At 65.7% G+C, this 16098-nt stretch carries 18 protein-coding genes; 13 read left to right on the top strand and 5 right to left on the bottom strand.

Annotation, left to right across the window (positions count from 1 at the left end):
• Positions 1–29 precede the first annotated feature (29 nt).
• Genes NA5_RS24630 through NA5_RS24640 form a run of 3 tightly spaced genes read left to right on the top strand, consistent with a single transcriptional unit; the run spans position 30 to position 2550 of the window.
• On the top strand, positions 30–956 hold the full coding sequence (locus NA5_RS24630; protein ID WP_084484391.1) for a bifunctional MaoC family dehydratase N-terminal/OB-fold nucleic acid binding domain-containing protein: 927 nt from the start codon (positions 30–32) through the stop codon (positions 954–956).
• The gene (locus NA5_RS24635; RefSeq protein WP_062990260.1) at positions 953–1363 is read left to right on the top strand and encodes a MaoC family dehydratase; all 411 of its coding nucleotides are present in this window, start codon (positions 953–955) and stop codon (positions 1361–1363) included. The genes NA5_RS24630 and NA5_RS24635 overlap by 4 nt, the downstream gene beginning before the upstream one ends.
• Positions 1363–2550, top strand: coding sequence for a lipid-transfer protein (locus NA5_RS24640; RefSeq protein ID WP_062990051.1), 1188 nt, complete (start codon positions 1363–1365; stop codon positions 2548–2550). The genes NA5_RS24635 and NA5_RS24640 overlap by 1 nt, the downstream gene beginning before the upstream one ends.
• Before the next feature lie 83 nt (positions 2551–2633).
• On the opposite strand, the gene NA5_RS40610 is transcribed toward NA5_RS24640, so the two are convergent.
• Together NA5_RS40610 and NA5_RS40615 are read right to left on the bottom strand one after the other, a co-directional pair.
• Positions 2634–3071 carry a PIN domain-containing protein gene (locus NA5_RS40610; RefSeq protein ID WP_062990053.1) on the bottom strand — a complete coding sequence of 146 codons (438 nt, stop codon included), beginning with the start codon at positions 3069–3071 and terminating at the stop codon, positions 2634–2636.
• Positions 3068–3280, bottom strand: a complete 213-nt coding sequence (locus NA5_RS40615) for a toxin-antitoxin system protein (RefSeq protein ID WP_157110615.1) — start codon at positions 3278–3280, stop codon at positions 3068–3070. Before NA5_RS40615 ends, NA5_RS40610 begins: the two co-directional genes overlap by 4 nt.
• A gap of 110 nt (positions 3281–3390) precedes the next feature.
• On the opposite strand from NA5_RS40615, the gene NA5_RS24655 reads away from it, so the two are divergent.
• The gene (locus NA5_RS24655; protein WP_062990056.1) at positions 3391–3831 is read left to right on the top strand and encodes an NUDIX hydrolase; all 441 of its coding nucleotides are present in this window, start codon (positions 3391–3393) and stop codon (positions 3829–3831) included.
• Here NA5_RS24655 and NA5_RS24660 read toward each other — a convergent pair whose 3' ends face one another.
• Positions 3832–4410 carry a TetR/AcrR family transcriptional regulator gene (locus NA5_RS24660; protein WP_062990262.1) on the bottom strand — a complete coding sequence of 193 codons (579 nt, stop codon included), beginning with the start codon at positions 4408–4410 and terminating at the stop codon, positions 3832–3834. It abuts the gene before it with no gap.
• Between the two features lie 63 nt (positions 4411–4473).
• On the opposite strand from NA5_RS24660, the gene zapE reads away from it, so the two are divergent.
• The 6 genes from zapE (at position 4474) to NA5_RS24690 (ending at position 9845) form a co-directional block, all read left to right on the top strand.
• On the top strand, positions 4474–5427 hold the full coding sequence (gene zapE, locus NA5_RS24665; protein WP_062990059.1) for a cell division protein ZapE: 954 nt from the start codon (positions 4474–4476) through the stop codon (positions 5425–5427).
• A gap of 136 nt (positions 5428–5563) precedes the next feature.
• A complete protein-coding gene (locus tag NA5_RS24670; protein ID WP_218020149.1) occupies positions 5564–6511 on the top strand; it encodes a DUF4129 domain-containing protein in 948 nt (315 codons plus the stop codon).
• A complete protein-coding gene (locus NA5_RS24675; RefSeq protein WP_062990063.1) occupies positions 6508–7002 on the top strand; it encodes a hypothetical protein in 495 nt (164 codons plus the stop codon). Before NA5_RS24670 ends, NA5_RS24675 begins: the two co-directional genes overlap by 4 nt.
• Before the next feature lie 44 nt (positions 7003–7046).
• The gene (locus tag NA5_RS24680; protein WP_062990066.1) at positions 7047–8009 is read left to right on the top strand and encodes an AAA family ATPase; all 963 of its coding nucleotides are present in this window, start codon (positions 7047–7049) and stop codon (positions 8007–8009) included.
• A gap of 133 nt (positions 8010–8142) precedes the next feature.
• Positions 8143–9402 carry a DUF58 domain-containing protein gene (locus NA5_RS24685; protein WP_062990265.1) on the top strand — a complete coding sequence of 420 codons (1260 nt, stop codon included), beginning with the start codon at positions 8143–8145 and terminating at the stop codon, positions 9400–9402.
• Positions 9399–9845 carry a hypothetical protein gene (locus NA5_RS24690; protein ID WP_062990068.1) on the top strand — a complete coding sequence of 149 codons (447 nt, stop codon included), beginning with the start codon at positions 9399–9401 and terminating at the stop codon, positions 9843–9845. The genes NA5_RS24685 and NA5_RS24690 overlap by 4 nt, the downstream gene beginning before the upstream one ends.
• A gap of 33 nt (positions 9846–9878) precedes the next feature.
• Here the strand turns inward: NA5_RS24690 and chsH3 are convergent, their stop codons facing one another.
• Together chsH3 and kstD are read right to left on the bottom strand one after the other, a co-directional pair.
• Positions 9879–10739: an enoyl-CoA hydratase ChsH3 gene (gene chsH3, locus NA5_RS24695; RefSeq protein ID WP_062990069.1), complete on the bottom strand. Its 861-nt coding sequence runs from the start codon at positions 10737–10739 to the stop codon at positions 9879–9881.
• Between the two features lie 129 nt (positions 10740–10868).
• A complete protein-coding gene (gene kstD, locus NA5_RS24700) occupies positions 10869–12593 on the bottom strand; it encodes a 3-oxosteroid 1-dehydrogenase (protein ID WP_062990071.1) in 1725 nt (574 codons plus the stop codon).
• 105 nt (positions 12594–12698) lie between these two features.
• On the opposite strand from kstD, the gene NA5_RS24705 reads away from it, so the two are divergent.
• From NA5_RS24705 to NA5_RS24715, 3 genes are read left to right on the top strand one after another with little or no spacing between them, the layout of a single operon-like run.
• Entirely contained in the window at positions 12699–14375 is a 1677-nt protein-coding gene (locus NA5_RS24705) for an FAD-binding protein (RefSeq protein WP_062990267.1), read from the top strand.
• A 1-nt stretch (position 14376) separates the two neighbouring features.
• Positions 14377–15162, top strand: a complete 786-nt coding sequence (locus NA5_RS24710; protein ID WP_062990073.1) for a 2-keto-4-pentenoate hydratase — start codon at positions 14377–14379, stop codon at positions 15160–15162.
• Between the two features lie 10 nt (positions 15163–15172).
• Entirely contained in the window at positions 15173–16087 is a 915-nt protein-coding gene (locus NA5_RS24715; protein ID WP_062990075.1) for an acetaldehyde dehydrogenase (acetylating), read from the top strand.
• The last annotated feature ends 11 nt before the right edge of the window (positions 16088–16098 follow it).

The following is a 16098-nucleotide window of genomic DNA, read 5'->3' on the forward strand; positions in this document are numbered from 1 at the left end:
ACTACAAGGAGCCCCGCGTGCCGGAAACCATGACTCCGGAAGCGATTACCGAAGCCGCCGAGAAGATCATCGCGGCGGGTGATTGCGCGCCACGCCTCGGGCGTGACCCGGTGAACCAGCCGATGATCAACAATTGGGTGGAGGCGCTCGGGGACCGGAACCCGATCTACGTCGACGAGGACGCTGCCCGTGCCGCCGGACATCCCGGCATCGTTGCCCCACCGGCCATGGCGCAGGTGTGGACCATGTTCGGGCTCAATGGTTCTCGTCCGGCCGACGATCCGATGGCGCAGGTGACCGAGCTGCTCGACAGCGCGGGCTACACCTCCGTGGTCGCCACGGACTGTCAGCAGACCTATCACCGGTATGTGAATGTCGGCGAGCAGATCTCGGTGACCAGCAGGCTGTCCGAGATCCGCGGTCCGAAGAAGACGGCGCTGGGCGAGGGCTGGTTCGTCACCTTCCAGACCAGCTGGCACGTCGGCGATGAGATCGTCGCCGAAATGCTTTTCCGGCTACTGAAATTCGCGCCGGGAACCGGCACCGCGCCGAAAGCCCCTGCGGGCGAACGGGTCAAACCGCTGGTCTCCTGGGATACCGAATTCTTCTGGGAGGGCACCAAGCTCGGGGAGTTGCGGATCCAGCGGCTGCCGGATGGCACGCTGCGGCATCCGCCGATTCCGGCGCTGTGGCAGGACAAGTCGGAGCAGACCGACTATGTCGTCGCCTCGGGACGCGGCGAGGTTTTCAGTTACGTGGTGCATCACGCGCCGAAAGTGCCTGGGCGGCAACTGCCTTTCGTGGTCGCGCTGGTCGAATTGGAAGAAGGTGTGCGGATGCTCGGTGAGCTGCGCGGCGTCGATCCGGCCGATGTGAAGATCGGCCTGCCGGTGCGGGTGGAGTTCGAGAAGCTCGACGACGATGCCGTACTGCCGGTTTGGCGGGTGATCGCATGACCGACGTCGAACCGGCCGCGGTAGCGGTCGGCACCGCGCTGCCCGAGTTGGTCATCACCGCCGATCCCACCTTTGTGATCAGTACCGCCGTGGCCACCAGGGACTTTCAGGACGTGCACCACGACAGGGACAAGGCGGTCGCCCGCGGTTCCAAGGACATTTTCGTCAATATCCTCACCGATACCGGGCTGGTGCAGCGCTTCGTCACCGACTGGGCCGGACCGCGCGCCATCGTCAAATCCGTCGCGCTGCGCCTGGGTGTGCCGCTGTATGCCGGTGACACCCTGACACTGTCCGGCACCGTCTCCGCGATCCAGGGTGATGACATCCATATCGATATCGTCGGCCGCGACAGCCTCGGTGACCACATCACGGCGAAAGCCGTTATCGCACTGCGGAGGCCATGATGACCGCTGACAACACCACCGGGATTTCCGGCCGCGCCGCCATTGTCGGCATCGGCGCCACCGACTTCTCCAAGGACTCGGGCCGCAGCGAATTGCGTTTGGCCGCCGAGGCGGTCACCGCGGCGCTCGCCGACGCGGGCCTCACACCGGCCGATGTGGACGGCCTGACCACCTTCACCATGGATACCAATACCCAGGCGGCGGTGGCACGTGCGGTCGGTATTCCGCAGCTGAAGTTCTTCAGCCACATCGGATACGGCGGCGGTGCGGCCTGCGCCACCATTCAGCAGGCGGCCATGGCGGTCGCCACCGGCGTCGCGGATGTGGTCGTCGCCTACCGTGCCTTCAACGAGCGTTCGGTATCGCGCTTCGGCCAGTTCTCCACCGCGCTGGCTACCGCGCCGACCTCGTCGGGCATCGATGCGGGCTGGTCCTATCCACAGGGGTTGGGGACACCGGCCGCGCAGGTCGCGATGGTCGCCCGTAGGTATATGCACGTGTACGGCGCGACGAGCGCGGACTTCGGCCGCGTTGCCGTCGCCGACCGCAAACATGCCGCGGTGAATCCGGCCGCCTTCTTCTATGGCAAGCCGATCACCCTGGAGGATCACCAGAATTCGCGCTGGATCGCCGAACCGCTGCATCTGCTCGACTGCTGCCAGGAGTCCGACGGCGGTGTCGCGATCGTGGTCACCAGCGTCGAGCGCGCCCGGGATCTGCCGCAGCGTCCGGCGGTAATCGCCGCCGCCGCACAGGGTTCCGGTGCGGACCAGTATGTAATGACCAGCTATTACCGCGATGCACTTACCGGTCTGCCCGAGATGGGGCTGGTCGGCGACCAGCTCTGGGAGCAGAGTGGTTTGCGTCCGGCGGATATGCAGGCCGCCATCCTCTACGACCACTTCACCCCGTTCGTCCTCATGCAACTGGAGGAACTCGGTTTCTGCGGCCGCGGCGAAGCAAAGGATTTCATTGCCGACGGCGCCATCGAAATCGGCGGCCGCCTGCCGCTAAATACCCACGGCGGACAGCTCGGCGAGGCCTATATCCACGGTATGAACGGGATCGCCGAGGCGGTCCGGCAGATCCGCGGCACCTCCGTCAATCCGGTGGACAATGTGGAGAACATCCTGGTCACCGCCGGTACGGGCGTCCCGACCTCGGGGTTGGTGCTCAGCGTGAACTGACGACTTCGGTATTCGCCGAGATCCGTCGGCCGCATGCCCTGGTCGGTTATGGATCGAGGAGTGATGCGAATCCCGAGGGGTGATCAGTCGGCGTCGTAGGGGAGCAGAGTGAAATGATCAGCACCCCAGAGCGGGCGGAGTTGGCGAAAGTGCCGCTGGTCCAGGGTCACCATCGCGGTGGTGCGGTAACGGTCTGCTAGTACGACGTTCGATGCGTCGGCGATTCCGATGTAATCCTTCGGCCCGTTGAATTGACGTGTGATTGCCAACGCGACGGCGTGGTCCTCGGCAGTCCACTCAGCCAGCTCATAAGCGCCTGTCACGATATCCTGGCCGAATGTGTGCGCGGCATCGGCTCCAAGCCGCGACGACAGCATGTAGTCGGCTTCGGCAACGATGAATGGCGAAACAATCAGCAGGTCATCGGCATCGCGAAGGATGTGCGCGATTGCTGGATGCTCGGGATACGCCTCGTCGAATGAGGCCAGAATGGCGCTTGTGTCAATGATGAGTGCGGTCACTCGCCGAAGCCTCGGGCCAGCTCCTCGTCGATCTCTGCTGCGTTGAGTGGTCGGTCGCTGCGGTAGCCTCCGATCGTTGGGCGAGGTTTCGTCGCGCTCTCGTCGATCAGTCGGTCGATTTGCTGTGCAAGCGTCAACCCGTGCGCCGCCGCTAGCCGGTGCAGCCGGTCGCGGGTTGCCTTCGGCACCTTGATGGTCGTTGCGGTCATACCGCCTAGTATACCGAGCGACATCTGGCGTGTATGGCATGTTTGATATGGCTCGCTGCCCGCCAGCACTGTCGGCGAAGGTTGGAGGGGCGCAGCACGGGAGGAGTCTGATGACCGAGCGTCATCTAGTCGACGTGCATATTCTGCTCGTGCGCGACGGTGCGGTGCTGCTCAGCAGGCGGCGCAGTGCGGACGAGTTCGACGGGCTGTGGCATCTGCCCGCGGGGAAGCTGGAGTCCGGCGAATCCGCCACCGCTGCCGCCGCGCGTGAGGCGGGGGAGGAGATCGGGATTGTCATCGATCCGGCAGATCTGCGGTTGGTGCATACCGCGCACGTGACCAGCTCCGGTCGGGAAGCCCGGCTCGGGCTGTTCTTTCATGCGCTGCGCTGGACGGGTGAGCCGGTGAATCGCGAGCCGGACAAGAGCTATGGGCTGCAATGGTTTTCGCTCGATGCGCTGCCGGAGGAGTCGCTGATCCGCTACTCCGCTGCTGGAATCCGTGGGCTCACCATGGGTACGCCCTACAGCGAGTTGGGCTGGGCGACGTAGCTACGGGGTGAGATGGCGGTACAGCGTGGCAGCGAGTTGGTCGACGCTGTCCCGGGTACCTGCCGGAACGTGCGCCCGTGCGCCCGCGAACCTATCGAAGACCAAGCCTTCGACCACCGCGATGAAGTTGGCGGCGGCCGCATCGGGATCGGGAAAATCCAAGGCGTGAAATAGTTCTCGCGCCCGCTCGGTCGAAAACAGGCTGTGTGCCAGCCGCCCGTGCAACTCGGTGTCGCCGATCAGATCGATGATCAGCGCGTGCCGGGCGATCAGGTGGTTGCGACGGTCGACGAGTAGCCGGTCGAGCCAGCTCGCGATGGCCTGCGCAATGCCATCGGGGTCGATCGGTGCCGACGGGGCGAGTTCGGCGGCGGTGAAGTCGTCGCGGGAGCGGGTGGTGATCCGGTCCGCGATGGCCTCGATGAGCGCGCGTTTGGTGCGGAAGTAATAGGAGGCCGAGCCGCCGGGTAGCTCGAGGGCGGTATCCAGCGCGCGGTGGGTGAGCGCTCGAATGCCTTGGGCGGCAATCACATCGATGGCGGCATCGACGAGTGCCGCGCGTCGGTCGGTTGTGGACATCATCACCTTCTCTGGCCGCCGCATCGCTGACCCTCTACAACTGTAGAGGATCAGGAGGGTGTTATGGAAGACAGCGTCACACTGGATGGCGACCAACTCCGGGCTCGCGCGCGTCTGCTCGAACTGCTCGACCGGCACGGCAGGCCGATGAAGCGGCACCGCGGCATCTATCTGCACGGCAGACCCGGTCGCGGCAAAACGATGCTGATGGACGACTTCTTCACTCGCATAGCGTCGAACCGCAAGCGCCGCTTCCACTTCCACAACTTATTCGCCCAATTGCACACTGCGGCACACGAATCGGGCTCTATCGACAAGGCCATCGACAATCTGCTCGGCCATACCGAACTGGTCTGCTTCGATGAATTCCACGTGCACGATATCGGTGACGCCATGCTGATCGCCCGCATGCTCGATGCCCTGTTCGCCCGCCGCATCGTCCTGGTGGTGACCTCGAATTACCCTCCCGAACAGCTGCTGCCCAACCCGCTGTTCCACGACCGCTTCCTGCCGACCATCGCGCGCATCCGCGCGCATCTGGATACCGTCTCCGTCGACGGCCCGCTCGACTACCGCACCCGCACCGCACACGGCGGCACCGGTTTCACCTCCGGGTGCTATCGCATCGACGACGCGAGCGACGTCGACACCACACAGGTTGTCGTGTCGGGCATCCGCGATATCCACGCCATCGCCGTCGACGGTTCCGCCATCACCTTCGACTTCGCCGCCCTGTGTGGCACCGCCACCGCCGCCTCGGACTACATCGAACTCGCACACCGCTTTCGCCGATGGATCCTGCGCGACGTCCCACCGCTGCGTGCGGTCCCGCCCGACTGGGCCATGCGCTTGGTCAACCTGGTCGACGTGCTCTACGACGCCGATATCGAACTCACCATCGAGGCCCATACCTCGCTATCCGACCTGGTAGCCGACGTGCCCGCCGTCCCCGACCTGGCCCGGACCGCAAGCCGCCTCAGCGAACTGCGCCAGCCCGAATCCGCTGTGCTCCACTAGCCGCGCACCGGGTAATTGGACGGCCGGTTACGGATAAAAAGGAGGCGATCCTAAGTATTCGATTCACTCCCGAGCGGACCACTCGGCATGTAACTATGTGCCTGTTCAGAGCTGTACTCAGATGTGGTGGTAGCAAGTGGCCAGGGCGGGAGCGCCGATATCGCGCGTGATCGTGCTGATCACGCTGCTGGCGTGTGCCGCGATCGCGCTGCGCGGCCACATTCCCGGGGCCCATGATTCCGGCGATCACCGCGCGGTGCCATCGGCGATTTCGGTGGTATTGATGCCGGTACTGCTCACGGTATCGATGGTGATCCTGATCGCCGGAGTGATTGCCAGCCAGCATCGACTGCCGCTGGCGATGCCGGAGGTGGATCGTGATTCCGAACGCCGACCTGGACTGCTCGGCCGAACCGGCCTACTGGTGCTGGCCGCACTGGCGGTCGTCTCCTTGATCATCGCGGCGGCATCGGCGATCTTCTTCGTAGGATTCGGTCGCGAGGGTGCACCAACGCCGTCGTCGGCGCCGCGCGCCACCACCACCCATACCCCGCAGGAGACGGTCACCGCCCCAGCGACCCCCGACGCCGCACCCACGCAGCATCTCACCGGTACGGCGCTATTGGTGGCCATCGTCGCCGCCGCCGTACTGGTCGGCGGGGCATTGATCGGGCTGATCATGGTCGCGGTGGCGGGGCAGCGCAGGCCGCGCGCGGTGCCGGTTCCGGTGCCCCCGGCCGCACCGACCGTCGCGGGTTCGCTGGCCAGGGCGGCCGAGATGGGTCTGGCCGCGATGAATGTGCCCGGCCAGGATCCGCGCGAGGCCATCATCGCCTGTTATGTCGCGATGGAACGCGGGCTGTCCTTCGATCGCGCGGCCGCACCACTGGCTTCGGATACCCCGATGGAGGTGCTGGCCAGGGCCTTCGAGCGCGGCGCGCTGCACGACGCATCCGCAAGGGAATTGGTCGCGCTCTTCGAGGAGGCCAGGTTCAGTCCGCATTCGATGCTGGAGTGGCAGCGGATGCGGGCCGAACAGCTGCTGCGTATCGTGCTGGCCGATCTGCAAGGGGAGATGGTATGAACCGCGCGATCGTGATCGGTGCGCTGATCCTCATCGTGCTGATCGAGCTCATCACCCTCGGCAAGGCCCGCGGCGCGTTGCTCATCGCCGCAGGAGTTCCGGTGGCGCTGGCCATGATTCAGCTCGTCTGGTCGTTGACCGGTCGATCGGCCTTGAAAACCGAGACCGGACCGGACGAGATCGACAACGGTCCGGCGGAGATGCTGCGGCACTGGCATGCCAGAGCGGAAATGCTCGCCGATCGCGCGGACGGCACCCGAGCCGACTGGGATCGGCATCTGCGTCCGCTGCTGGCCAAGGAGTTCGAGTTGTCCACCGGCCTGCGGGTCGCCAAGAACCGCAAGGCGACCGAGGCCGCCGGAATTCTGCAATTCGGCCCCGAGCTGTGGCGCTGGGTCGATCCGGCCAACTCGGCGCTGCGGGATCAGACGACTCCCGCACCGGGGCGGGCCGCGCTGGACGAAATCCTGCGCTGCTTGCAAAAGATGTAATCGAGTCGTCGAGGAGAATGGTTTGAGCAAGTGCGAGTAGACATATGACGATGCCGATGGACACGACCATCCAGCGCAGCGAGGCGGTGCTCCGGGAACTGTCCCGGGTGATCGTCGGCAAGCGGGATGAGTTGCAGCTGATCATGATCGCCGTACTTGCGGGCGGTCACATTCTGATCGAGGATCTGCCCGGACTCGGCAAGACGCTCATCGCCAGGTCCTTCGCCGCCGCGCTCGGCCTGGAATTCACCCGCGTGCAATTCACGCCCGACCTGCTCCCCGCCGACCTGCTCGGCTCCACCATCTACGACATGTCATCGGGCCGCTTCAATTTCCGGCGCGGACCGGTGTTCACCAATGTGCTGCTGGCCGACGAGATCAACCGGACCCCACCGAAGACCCAGGCCGCACTGCTCGAGGCGATGGCCGAGGGCCAGGTCAGCATCGATGGCGAAACGTTCCAACTGCCACAGCCTTTCATCGTGCTCGCCACCGATAACCCGATCGAGTACGAGGGCACCTATCCGCTGCCGGAGGCGCAGCTGGACCGGTTCGCCATGCAGCTGCGGCTGGGCTATCTGTCCGAGAACGACGAACGCCAGATGATCCGCCGCCGTTTGGAGCGCGGTTCGGCGACGCCGCAGGTGGTGCAGGTGGTGGATGCGAACGGCCTGCTGGAGATGCGGCAGTCCGTCGAATTCGTCACGGTACATCCGGATGTGGTCAGCTATGTCGTCTCGCTGGCCGGTGCGACGCGTGCGCATCCGCAGGTCGAGGTTGGTGCGAGTCCGCGCGCCGAACTCGATCTGGTGCAGATGTCGCGGGCCCGTGCGCTGCTGCTCGGGCGCGACTATGTGATTCCCGAAGACGTCAAGGCGCTCGCGGTTCCGGCCATGGCACACCGCATCACCTTGCGGCCCGAGATGTGGGTGCGCCGGATCCGCGGCGAAGACGTGATCACCGAATTGCTGCGCCGTCTGCCGGTTCCGCGCGCGTCGGTGACATGACCCGGCGGGAAAGGGCATGACCCGGCCGGATGCCACCGCCCCCGTCATCCAGGGGATCGCGGCGGCCAATGCCGCCGCGGCGCGGCCGCCGACCAGGGACGAGCCGATGGCGGGCGGGGCAAGGCATCGGGATATGAGCGCCGCCGTCGAGGCCGAATTGCATTGGCGTCCAGCGCCATTGGTGTTCATGCTGGCGGTGGGCGCGGCCGTGGCGCTGCTACTCGCGGTGGTGCTCGGGCGCTGGCAGTTGGTCGTCTTCGCGGCGCCGCTGCTCGGTGTGCTCGCCACCGCGCCGTGGCAGCAGTCCAGGACCCGCATCCAGGTGGACGGCGGCGGCACGCTGCGGTGTTTCGAGACCGAGGAGATCGTTACGACGATCGGCGCCTTCGTAGAATCGGGGCACGCGTTGCTTCGGTTGAAACCGGAGAAGTTCGCGGGACTCGGAATCGAGATCGAGGAGGCGATCGATTCCGGGACGGCGCCCGCCGGGTTGCGGTTGGCTCTGACGGCGGACCGCTGGGGTCGCTATCCGCTCTCGGTGCGGGTCACCGCGCTGAGCCCGGCGGGACTGTCCGTGGCCTCCGCGGTGCTGCCCGCGGGACAACTGTTCGTCTATCCGATCACCGATCCACAGCGAATGAAGTTGCCCCGCACCGAACTTCCCGAACGGCTCGGCACCCATCTCACCCGCAAGCACGGTCCCGGTGTGGAGTACGCCGACATCCGCGCCTACGCACCCGGTGATCAGCTGCGCATCGTGAACTGGCCGGTGAGCGCGCGGCGCGGGCGACTATATGTCACCGAGCGGCTGACCAACCGATCCGCGGATGTGGTTGTGCTGGTGGATACTTCGCAGCAGGCGCCGGGTCCGGCCACCGATTCGCTCGAGCTGTCGGTGCGCGGCGCGGCGCAGGTGGTGCAGTCGACCTTGCAGGCCGGTGACCGCACCGCGGTGGTCTGTCTCGGCCAGTCCCCGCGCTGGCTGCGGCCCGATATCGGGCGGCGGCAGTTCTATCGGATCGTGGATACCGTGCTGGATGTCGGCGATGAGCACATTCCGACCACCGGCACCTTGGCCCCGCACGCTGCCGTACCGCTCGGCGCGATCATCGTCGCCTTCTCCACACTGCTGGACACCCAGTTCGCGCTGGCATTGATCGATCTGCGCAAGCGTGGACATGTGGTCGTGGTCGTCGATGTCCTGCGCGGTACCCCCTTCCACGAACATCTCGATCCGACCCTGGCTCGGATGTGGAATCTGGAGCGCGCCTCGATGTATCGGGATATGGGAACCGTCGGCGTCGATATCGTGGCCTGGACCGAGGGCGCCCGACTGGATCAGGTCATGCGATTGATCCCCGATCATCGCCGAACCGTAAGGGTGCGCCGATGATTCGATTCCTCGCCATTCTGTCCGGGGTCCTACTGGTGACCTCGGTGACGTTGATGACGCCATGGGCGGGTCTTCCGGCGGTGGCACTGGTGGTGGCGGGCTGGTGGTTCCGACTGCCCGCGGTCGGTGCGGTGCTCCTCGCGATCGGGGTGCTCGCCGCAGCCGACACCGGTGTACTCGCCGCTGCCGCAACAGGTTTGGTGGCCACGGCCTATCTGCTGAATACCGCGACCGTGTCCGCGCCGGTTGGAGTCGTGCCGACCACGGTGCCCTCCGTCATCGGTGCGGTGGCCTTCGCCGCGGTGGCCGTCGGCGCGGCACTGCTCCCATTGCGCTTGGCATGGGTCCCGATCGCCGCCCCCATCCTGATAACCCTGCTATACGCCCTGATAATCCAGGGCATAGCAACCAAACGTCCCCGCAACACGGCGGCACCCAGCTGAGGCCATGCCGCATGGTGATCAAATGTCCAGCGCTCAGGTGTGGCGCAGGATGACGTCCGCGAGGACGGGGGCGTCGGCGCGGTCGGCGACGGTGGCGCTGATGGTGAGCTCGCCGTCGGTGCGCCAGATTCGGGTGCGGATGGTTTCGCCGGGGTAGAGGACACCGGCGAAGCGGGCGCGGAAGCCGGTGACGCGGCTCGCATCCGAATCGAGCACGGTGTCGGTGGCGGTTTTGCAGACGATGCCGTAGGTGCACAGGCCGTGCAGGATGGGGTCGGGGAAGCCTGCGGCGCGGGCGAATTCGGGATCCGAGTGCAGCGGGTTGCGGTCGCCGCACATGCGGTACAGCAGGGCCTGCTGGGGGAGGGTGGGCGTGGTGACGTCGAAATCCGGTGCGCGGTCGGGGAGTTCGGCCTTGGTGCTCGGGCCGCGTTCGCCGCCGAAGCCGCCCTCACCCTTGGCGAAGATGGATGAGCGTGCGGTCCAGAGCGGTGCGCCGTCGGAACCGGTGATCGCATGTTCCTGCACGACGACGGCGGCGGAGCCTTTATCCCAGAGTTCGGTGATGCGCCTGGTGATGGTCGCCTTGCCCGCGGCCGGAATCGGGCGGTGCACTTCGATCTCCTGGTGGCCGTGCACGACCTTCGCCAGATCGATATCTATGCCGGGGAACCGCACCTTCGGCGGCTCGGTTTCGTGGAAGGTGGGCGCCACGGTCGCGAAGGTCGGCAGCACCTGCGGGTCGCGGTCGTCGACGTAGCGTAGTTCGGCCGGATCGGTCCAGCGTGTGCCCGCCCCGAGGCCCAAGTGGTACAGCTGCACTTCGGACGGCGTCCAGGTGAACTCCCCGCTCGGGAGTTCCGCGCCGAGTGCGATTTTCGGGTCGATGGGCATCGAGTTCTCCTTGTGAATGCTTGTGGAGGATCCGAGGCCGTTGTGGCGATTGCCTCGGATCGATCGTGCGGCGGCCGGGTCGCGGCGGGCAAGGTGGCGTCCGCTCGGTGGGACGCCACCCCGCCTCGCCTATGCCTCGGCGGAGGCCTTGGCCGACTGCTGCTTCTTGCGTTCGGCGATATCGAGCACCGCCAGGTAACCGAAGGTGATCGCGGGGCCGATGGTCGCGCCGGGGCCCGCGTAGGTGTGACCCATCACCGGGGTCGCGCTATTGCCGGAGGCGTACAGGCCCTCGATCACGCTGCCGTCCTCGCGCAGCACCCGCCCGGCGGTATCGGCGACCAGACCGCCCTTGGTGCCGAGGTCGCCCGGCACGATCTTGGCGGCGTAGAACGGGCCATGTACCAGACCGGCCAGGCATGGGTTGGGCTTGACGGTCGGGTCGCCGTAGTACCGGTCGTAGTGGCTGTTGCCGCGGCCGAAATCCTCGTCCTTACCGGTCTCGGCGAACGTGTTGAACCGCTCGACGGTCGCGGTCAGATTCTCGGCGGGCACGCCGATCTTGTCGGCCAGTTCGGTGAGGCTATCGGCCTTGACAATCAGGTCGTTTTCCATCCAGCGGGACGGAAACCGCTGACCAGGCTGCAATCCGGCGAAGATGTAGCGGTTCCGGTAGCGCTGGTCGAACACCAGCCATGCCGGGATGTTCTCGCCCGGACCCGCACCCTGCCCGTATTCGCCGCCGTACATGGTGTGCACCGCCTCGACGTAAGGAGCGGACTCATTTCCGAATCGCTTACCGTCGGCGTTGACCATGATGGTGCCGGGCAGATTCCGCTCGGCCAGCGCGAACCACGGCCTGCCGCCCTTGAAGATGGTCGGCCCCCACCAGGCGTCCTCCATGAAGTCGACCGCGCCGCCGACTTCCATCCCGGCGTTGATGCCGTCGCCGGTATTGGCGGCGGCGCCGGTGGTCCACTCGGTGGTGATGGGCTGGCGCTGGTATTTGGTGCGCATCTCGGCGTTGTGCTCGAAGCCGCCGCTGGCGAGCACCACACCGTATTTTGCGGTGAACCGCACGGTCTCGCCGTTGTGCTCGGCCTCGACACCGGTGACCACGCCGTTGTCCACAATGAGCTTGGTCAGCGGAGTATTCAGCAGCAGCGGCACATTCGCGTCCATGAGCCCCTTGCGCATGGCGGCGATAATCGCCTGGCCCATGCCGAGGATGTGCTTGCCGGTCCACTTGGCGAAGTAGGTGCGCGCGCCCACTCGCATGGCCCGCATGATGCCCTTGGGATGGCGACGGATCAGGTTGAGCCGGACGAAGTCGGCCTGCATGACGACCACATTGAGCGGTGCCTTGGCATACGGCGGCTCCAGGTTGAACCGCTCCTCGCCGAGGATCTTGGCGTTGAACGGCGCGGGTTCGCACGAGCGGCCCTGGCCGAGTCCGCCGGGGGCTTCCGGGTAGTAATCGGAGTAGCCGGGCACCCACTTCATCTTCAGCGGGGTGTGGTCGAGGACGAAGTCGAACGCCTCCGCACCACGGTCGATGTAGGTGTCGATCCGGTCCTTCGGGACCACGTCGCCGATGATGCTGTGCAGGTAGGTGCGGGCGTCCTCGCGGTCATCGGGACGGCCGGAGGCTTTGAGCGCCTTGTTGCCGGGGATCCACACGCCTCCACCGGAGCGTGCGGTCGACCCGCCGTAGTGCGCGGCTTTCTCAATGATCACCGCGCTCAGGCCGTGGTGGGCTGCGGCGAGGGCGGCGGTCATCCCGGCAGCACCGCTGCCGACCACCACCACGTCGTAGCTGTGCGGATCGTTAACCGGATCAGTCATGTAGAACACGTTATAGAATGGGACCGCATTTGGTCTATGTTGAGTGGCAGAAGACGCGCTCGACGTTCCATTCGTCGAGAAAACTTGTTTCAGTTTCTGACCGGAGTGATGTACATGGGCGGTGTTGTTTCGAGCGACCAGCGAGCAATCGCCAGCGGCGATTGGGACCTGACCGCCGACGTGGTCGTCGTAGGCTACGGCGCGGCGGGGGCCGCGGCCGCGCTGGAAGCGACCGATGCGGGTGCGCAGGTGCTGGTGCTGGAGCGTTTCGCCGGAGGCGGGGCGTCGGCGTTGTCCGGTGGCATCATCTACGCGGGCGGCGGTACCTCGGTACAGCACGAGGCCGGGGTGCACGATACGCCCGAGCAGATGCTGGCCTATCTGGAGCGTGAGGTCGGCACGGCGGTCACGCCCGAGACACTGCGGCGGTTCGTGGCCGAGAGTCCGGCGATGATCGAATGGCTGAAGGGGCACGGGGTGCCGTTCGAGGCGTCGCTGTGTCCGTACAAGACCTCGTATCCGAATGACAGCTACTACCTCTACTACTCCGGTAGTGAGGTCTCCGGTTACGGTCGCGAGGTCGCCACGCCCGCGCAGCGCGGACATCGGGTCAAGGGCAAGGGCACGTCCGGGAAGAAGCTCACCGGGCCGCTCGCAGCTTCGGCGTCGCGACGCGGGGTTCGCGTCGAAACCCTCACGCAGGCAACGCGATTGATCACCGATGACAACGGCACCGTGACCGGCGTCGAATGTGAGTCACTACGCGACGCACCCGGGCGGGTCCGGGATCGCTACACCCGGTTGGCGAAAATCGCGGCGAAGCCCGGCATCTACTATCCGCCGCTGCGCAAGGCGATGGAGCGTCAGCTCGCGAAGCTGGATCGCCGTTACGGCACCAGGATTCGGATTCAGGCCCGTCGCGGTGTGGTGCTCAGCGCGGGCGGATTCATCGCGAATCGGGAGATGCTGCGCGAGTACGGGCCGCAATACCGCGGCGGACTCGCGCTCGGCACCACCGGTGATGACGGCAGCGGCATTCGGATGGCCGAGCAGGTCGGTGCGGCGACGGATCGGATGGGCAATATTTCGGCATGGCGATTCATCTTGCCGCCCAGTGCTTTTACCGGTTCAGTGCTCGTCGATGCGGACGGACGCCGGGTTATCGATGAGACTCGCTACGGTGCGGCGGTCGGCCACGCGCTGATCACCGAACACGGCGGCAAGGGTTGGCTGCTCGCCGACGACGAGCTCATGCGCACCGCGATCTCGCAGATTCGGACCCAGTCGGCCTGGTTCCAGCGCGGACAGTTCGAAGCCATGCGGCGCAACGCCGTGCGTGGCGAAACTCTGGATGCCGTCGCGGCTAAGGCCGGTATCAATGCCGACGGGTTGCGTGCCACCGTCGCTGAGCACAATGCCGCCATCGCGAGCGGTGCGCCCGATCCGGTCGGCAAGCCCGCCGAATTCACCAAAACGGTGGGAGCCGGGCCGTTCTGGTTGTTGGATGTGGGTATCAAACCGAGCGTTGTCAATCCGTGCCCGATGCTCACCCTCGGCGGTGTCGTCGTAGATGAGCACACCGGAGCGGTGAAATCCGCTGCCGGAACCGATATTCCCGGCCTGTACGCGGCCGGTCGGACGGCGGTCGGCATCTGCTCGGACTCCTATGTCAGTGGATTGTCCCTGGCCGACTGCATTTTCTCCGGTCGGCGTGCGGGCAGATTCGCGGCAGGCGCCGAAGTGCTTTCGCGGGCAGCGGTGCCCGAAGCGACAACAGTGGAAGGAAACTAGCGTGCTGTCCGACCCGGTACGAATCGAATTGGCCGATGAACTCGAGGCCGCCGAACGCGATCGGGTCGGCATCGACCCGCTCATCGCCATGCATCCCGATATCGATGTCGTCGACGCCTACGAGATCCAGCTGATCAATATTCGGCGCAAACTCGATAACGGCGCGAAGGTGGTCGGGCACAAGGTCGGACTTTCGTCGCTGGCCATGCAGCAGATGATGGGGGTCGACGAACCCGATTACGGTCATCTGCTCGCGGATATGGAGGTCTTCGAGGATGTTCCGGTCGAGACCTCGCGCTATCTGATTCCGCGCGTCGAGGTCGAGGTCGGCTTCGTGCTCGGCGCGGATCTGCCCGGCGCGGAATGCACCGAGGCCGATGTGCTCGCCGCGACGGTCGCCTACGCGCCGTCCATCGAGCTGATCGATTCGCGGATCAAGGATTGGAAGATCGGGCTGGCCGACACCATTTCCGATAACGCGTCATCGGCCGGTTTCGTGCTCGGTGCGGCGCGGGTCGCACCGAAAGACCTGGATATCAAGGCCATCGACGCCGTACTCACCCGCAATGGCGAGGTGGTCGCCGAGGGGCGCAGCGATGCGGTGCTCGGCGATCCGGTGATCGCGGTGGCCTGGTTGGCCCGCAAGGTCGCCAGTTTCGGGGTGCGGTTGAAGGCGGGCGACATTGTGCTGCCCGGTTCCTGCACCCGCGCCATCGATGCCCGCGCGGGTGATTCGTTCCATGCCGAGTTCGCCGGACTCGGTTCTGTCCGTTTGCAATTCAAATAGGAGGCTTGCCGTGTCCGAAACGGGGACCGTCACCGCCGCGATCGTCGGATCCGGCAATATCAGCACCGATCTGCTGTACAAACTGCTGCGCTCGACCACGGTGCAACCGAAGTGGATGATCGGAATCGACCCGGAGAGCGAGGGTTTGAAGCGCGCCCGCGGGCTCGGGCTGGAAACCTCGCACGAGGGCGTGGACTGGTTGCTCGCGCAGTCGGAATTGCCGGATCTGGTATTCGAGGCGACCTCGGCATATGTGCATCGGGCGGCCGCGCCGAAGTACGCCGAGGCCGGAATTCGCGCGGTCGATCTCACCCCCGCCGCAGTCGGGCCCGCCGTGGTGCCGCCGGTGAATCTGGTCGGGGCGAATCTCGATGCGCCGAATGTCAATATGATCACCTGCGGTGGTCAGGCCACCATTCCGATCGTCGCGGCGGTATCGCGGGTGGTGCCGGTGGCCTACGCCGAAATCGTCGCCTCGGTATCGTCGGTGTCCGCCGGACCGGGCACCCGCGCCAATATCGATGAATTCACCAAGACCACCTCGCGTGGTGTGGAAACCATCGGCGGCGCGCAGCGCGGCAAGGCCATCATCATTCTGAACCCGGCCGAACCGCCGATGATCATGCGCGACACCATCTTCTGCGCGATTCCCGAGGATGCCGATACCGATGCGATCGCCGATTCCATCCACCGGATGGTCGCCGATATCCAGAAGTACGTGCCCGGCTACCGGCTGCTGAACGACCCGCAATTCGACCCGCCGTCGGTGGTTTCCGGTGGGATGGCGAAGGTTTCGGTCTTCGTCGAGGTCGAAGGCGCGGGCGATTTCCTGCCGCCGTACGCGGGCAACCTCGACATCATGACCGCGGCCGCCACCCAGGTCGGCGAGGTCATGGCACAGCAGATTCTGTCGGCCCGGGTGTAAAGGAGCTCAAC

The sequence above is a fragment of the Nocardia anaemiae NBRC 100462 genome (genome assembly GCF_001612725.1).
GTDB lineage: Bacteria > Actinomycetota > Actinomycetes > Mycobacteriales > Mycobacteriaceae > Nocardia > Nocardia anaemiae.

Excerpts from the sequence above, each read along its gene's own strand:
- NA5_RS24655 (WP_062990056.1), top strand. The coding sequence starts at position 3,391 with ATGACCGAGCGTCATCTAGTCGACGTGCATATTCTGCTCGTGCGCGAC.
- NA5_RS24635 (WP_062990260.1), top strand. The coding sequence starts at position 953 with ATGACCGACGTCGAACCGGCCGCGGTAGCGGTCGGCACCGCGCTGCCC.
- NA5_RS24640 (WP_062990051.1), top strand. The coding sequence starts at position 1,363 with ATGACCGCTGACAACACCACCGGGATTTCCGGCCGCGCCGCCATTGTC.
- NA5_RS40615 (WP_157110615.1), bottom strand. The coding sequence starts at position 3,280 with ATGACCGCAACGACCATCAAGGTGCCGAAGGCAACCCGCGACCGGCTG.
- NA5_RS24705 (WP_062990267.1), top strand. The coding sequence starts at position 12,699 with ATGGGCGGTGTTGTTTCGAGCGACCAGCGAGCAATCGCCAGCGGCGAT.
- NA5_RS24660 (WP_062990262.1), bottom strand. The coding sequence starts at position 4,410 with ATGTCCACAACCGACCGACGCGCGGCACTCGTCGATGCCGCCATCGAT.
- NA5_RS24680 (WP_062990066.1), top strand. The coding sequence starts at position 7,047 with ATGACGATGCCGATGGACACGACCATCCAGCGCAGCGAGGCGGTGCTC.
- chsH3 (WP_062990069.1), bottom strand. The coding sequence starts at position 10,739 with ATGCCCATCGACCCGAAAATCGCACTCGGCGCGGAACTCCCGAGCGGG.
- zapE (WP_062990059.1), top strand. The coding sequence starts at position 4,474 with ATGGAAGACAGCGTCACACTGGATGGCGACCAACTCCGGGCTCGCGCG.
- NA5_RS24630 (WP_084484391.1), top strand. The coding sequence starts at position 30 with ATGACTCCGGAAGCGATTACCGAAGCCGCCGAGAAGATCATCGCGGCG.
- NA5_RS24690 (WP_062990068.1), top strand. The coding sequence starts at position 9,399 with ATGATTCGATTCCTCGCCATTCTGTCCGGGGTCCTACTGGTGACCTCG.
- NA5_RS24675 (WP_062990063.1), top strand. The coding sequence starts at position 6,508 with ATGAACCGCGCGATCGTGATCGGTGCGCTGATCCTCATCGTGCTGATC.
- NA5_RS24685 (WP_062990265.1), top strand. The coding sequence starts at position 8,143 with ATGAGCGCCGCCGTCGAGGCCGAATTGCATTGGCGTCCAGCGCCATTG.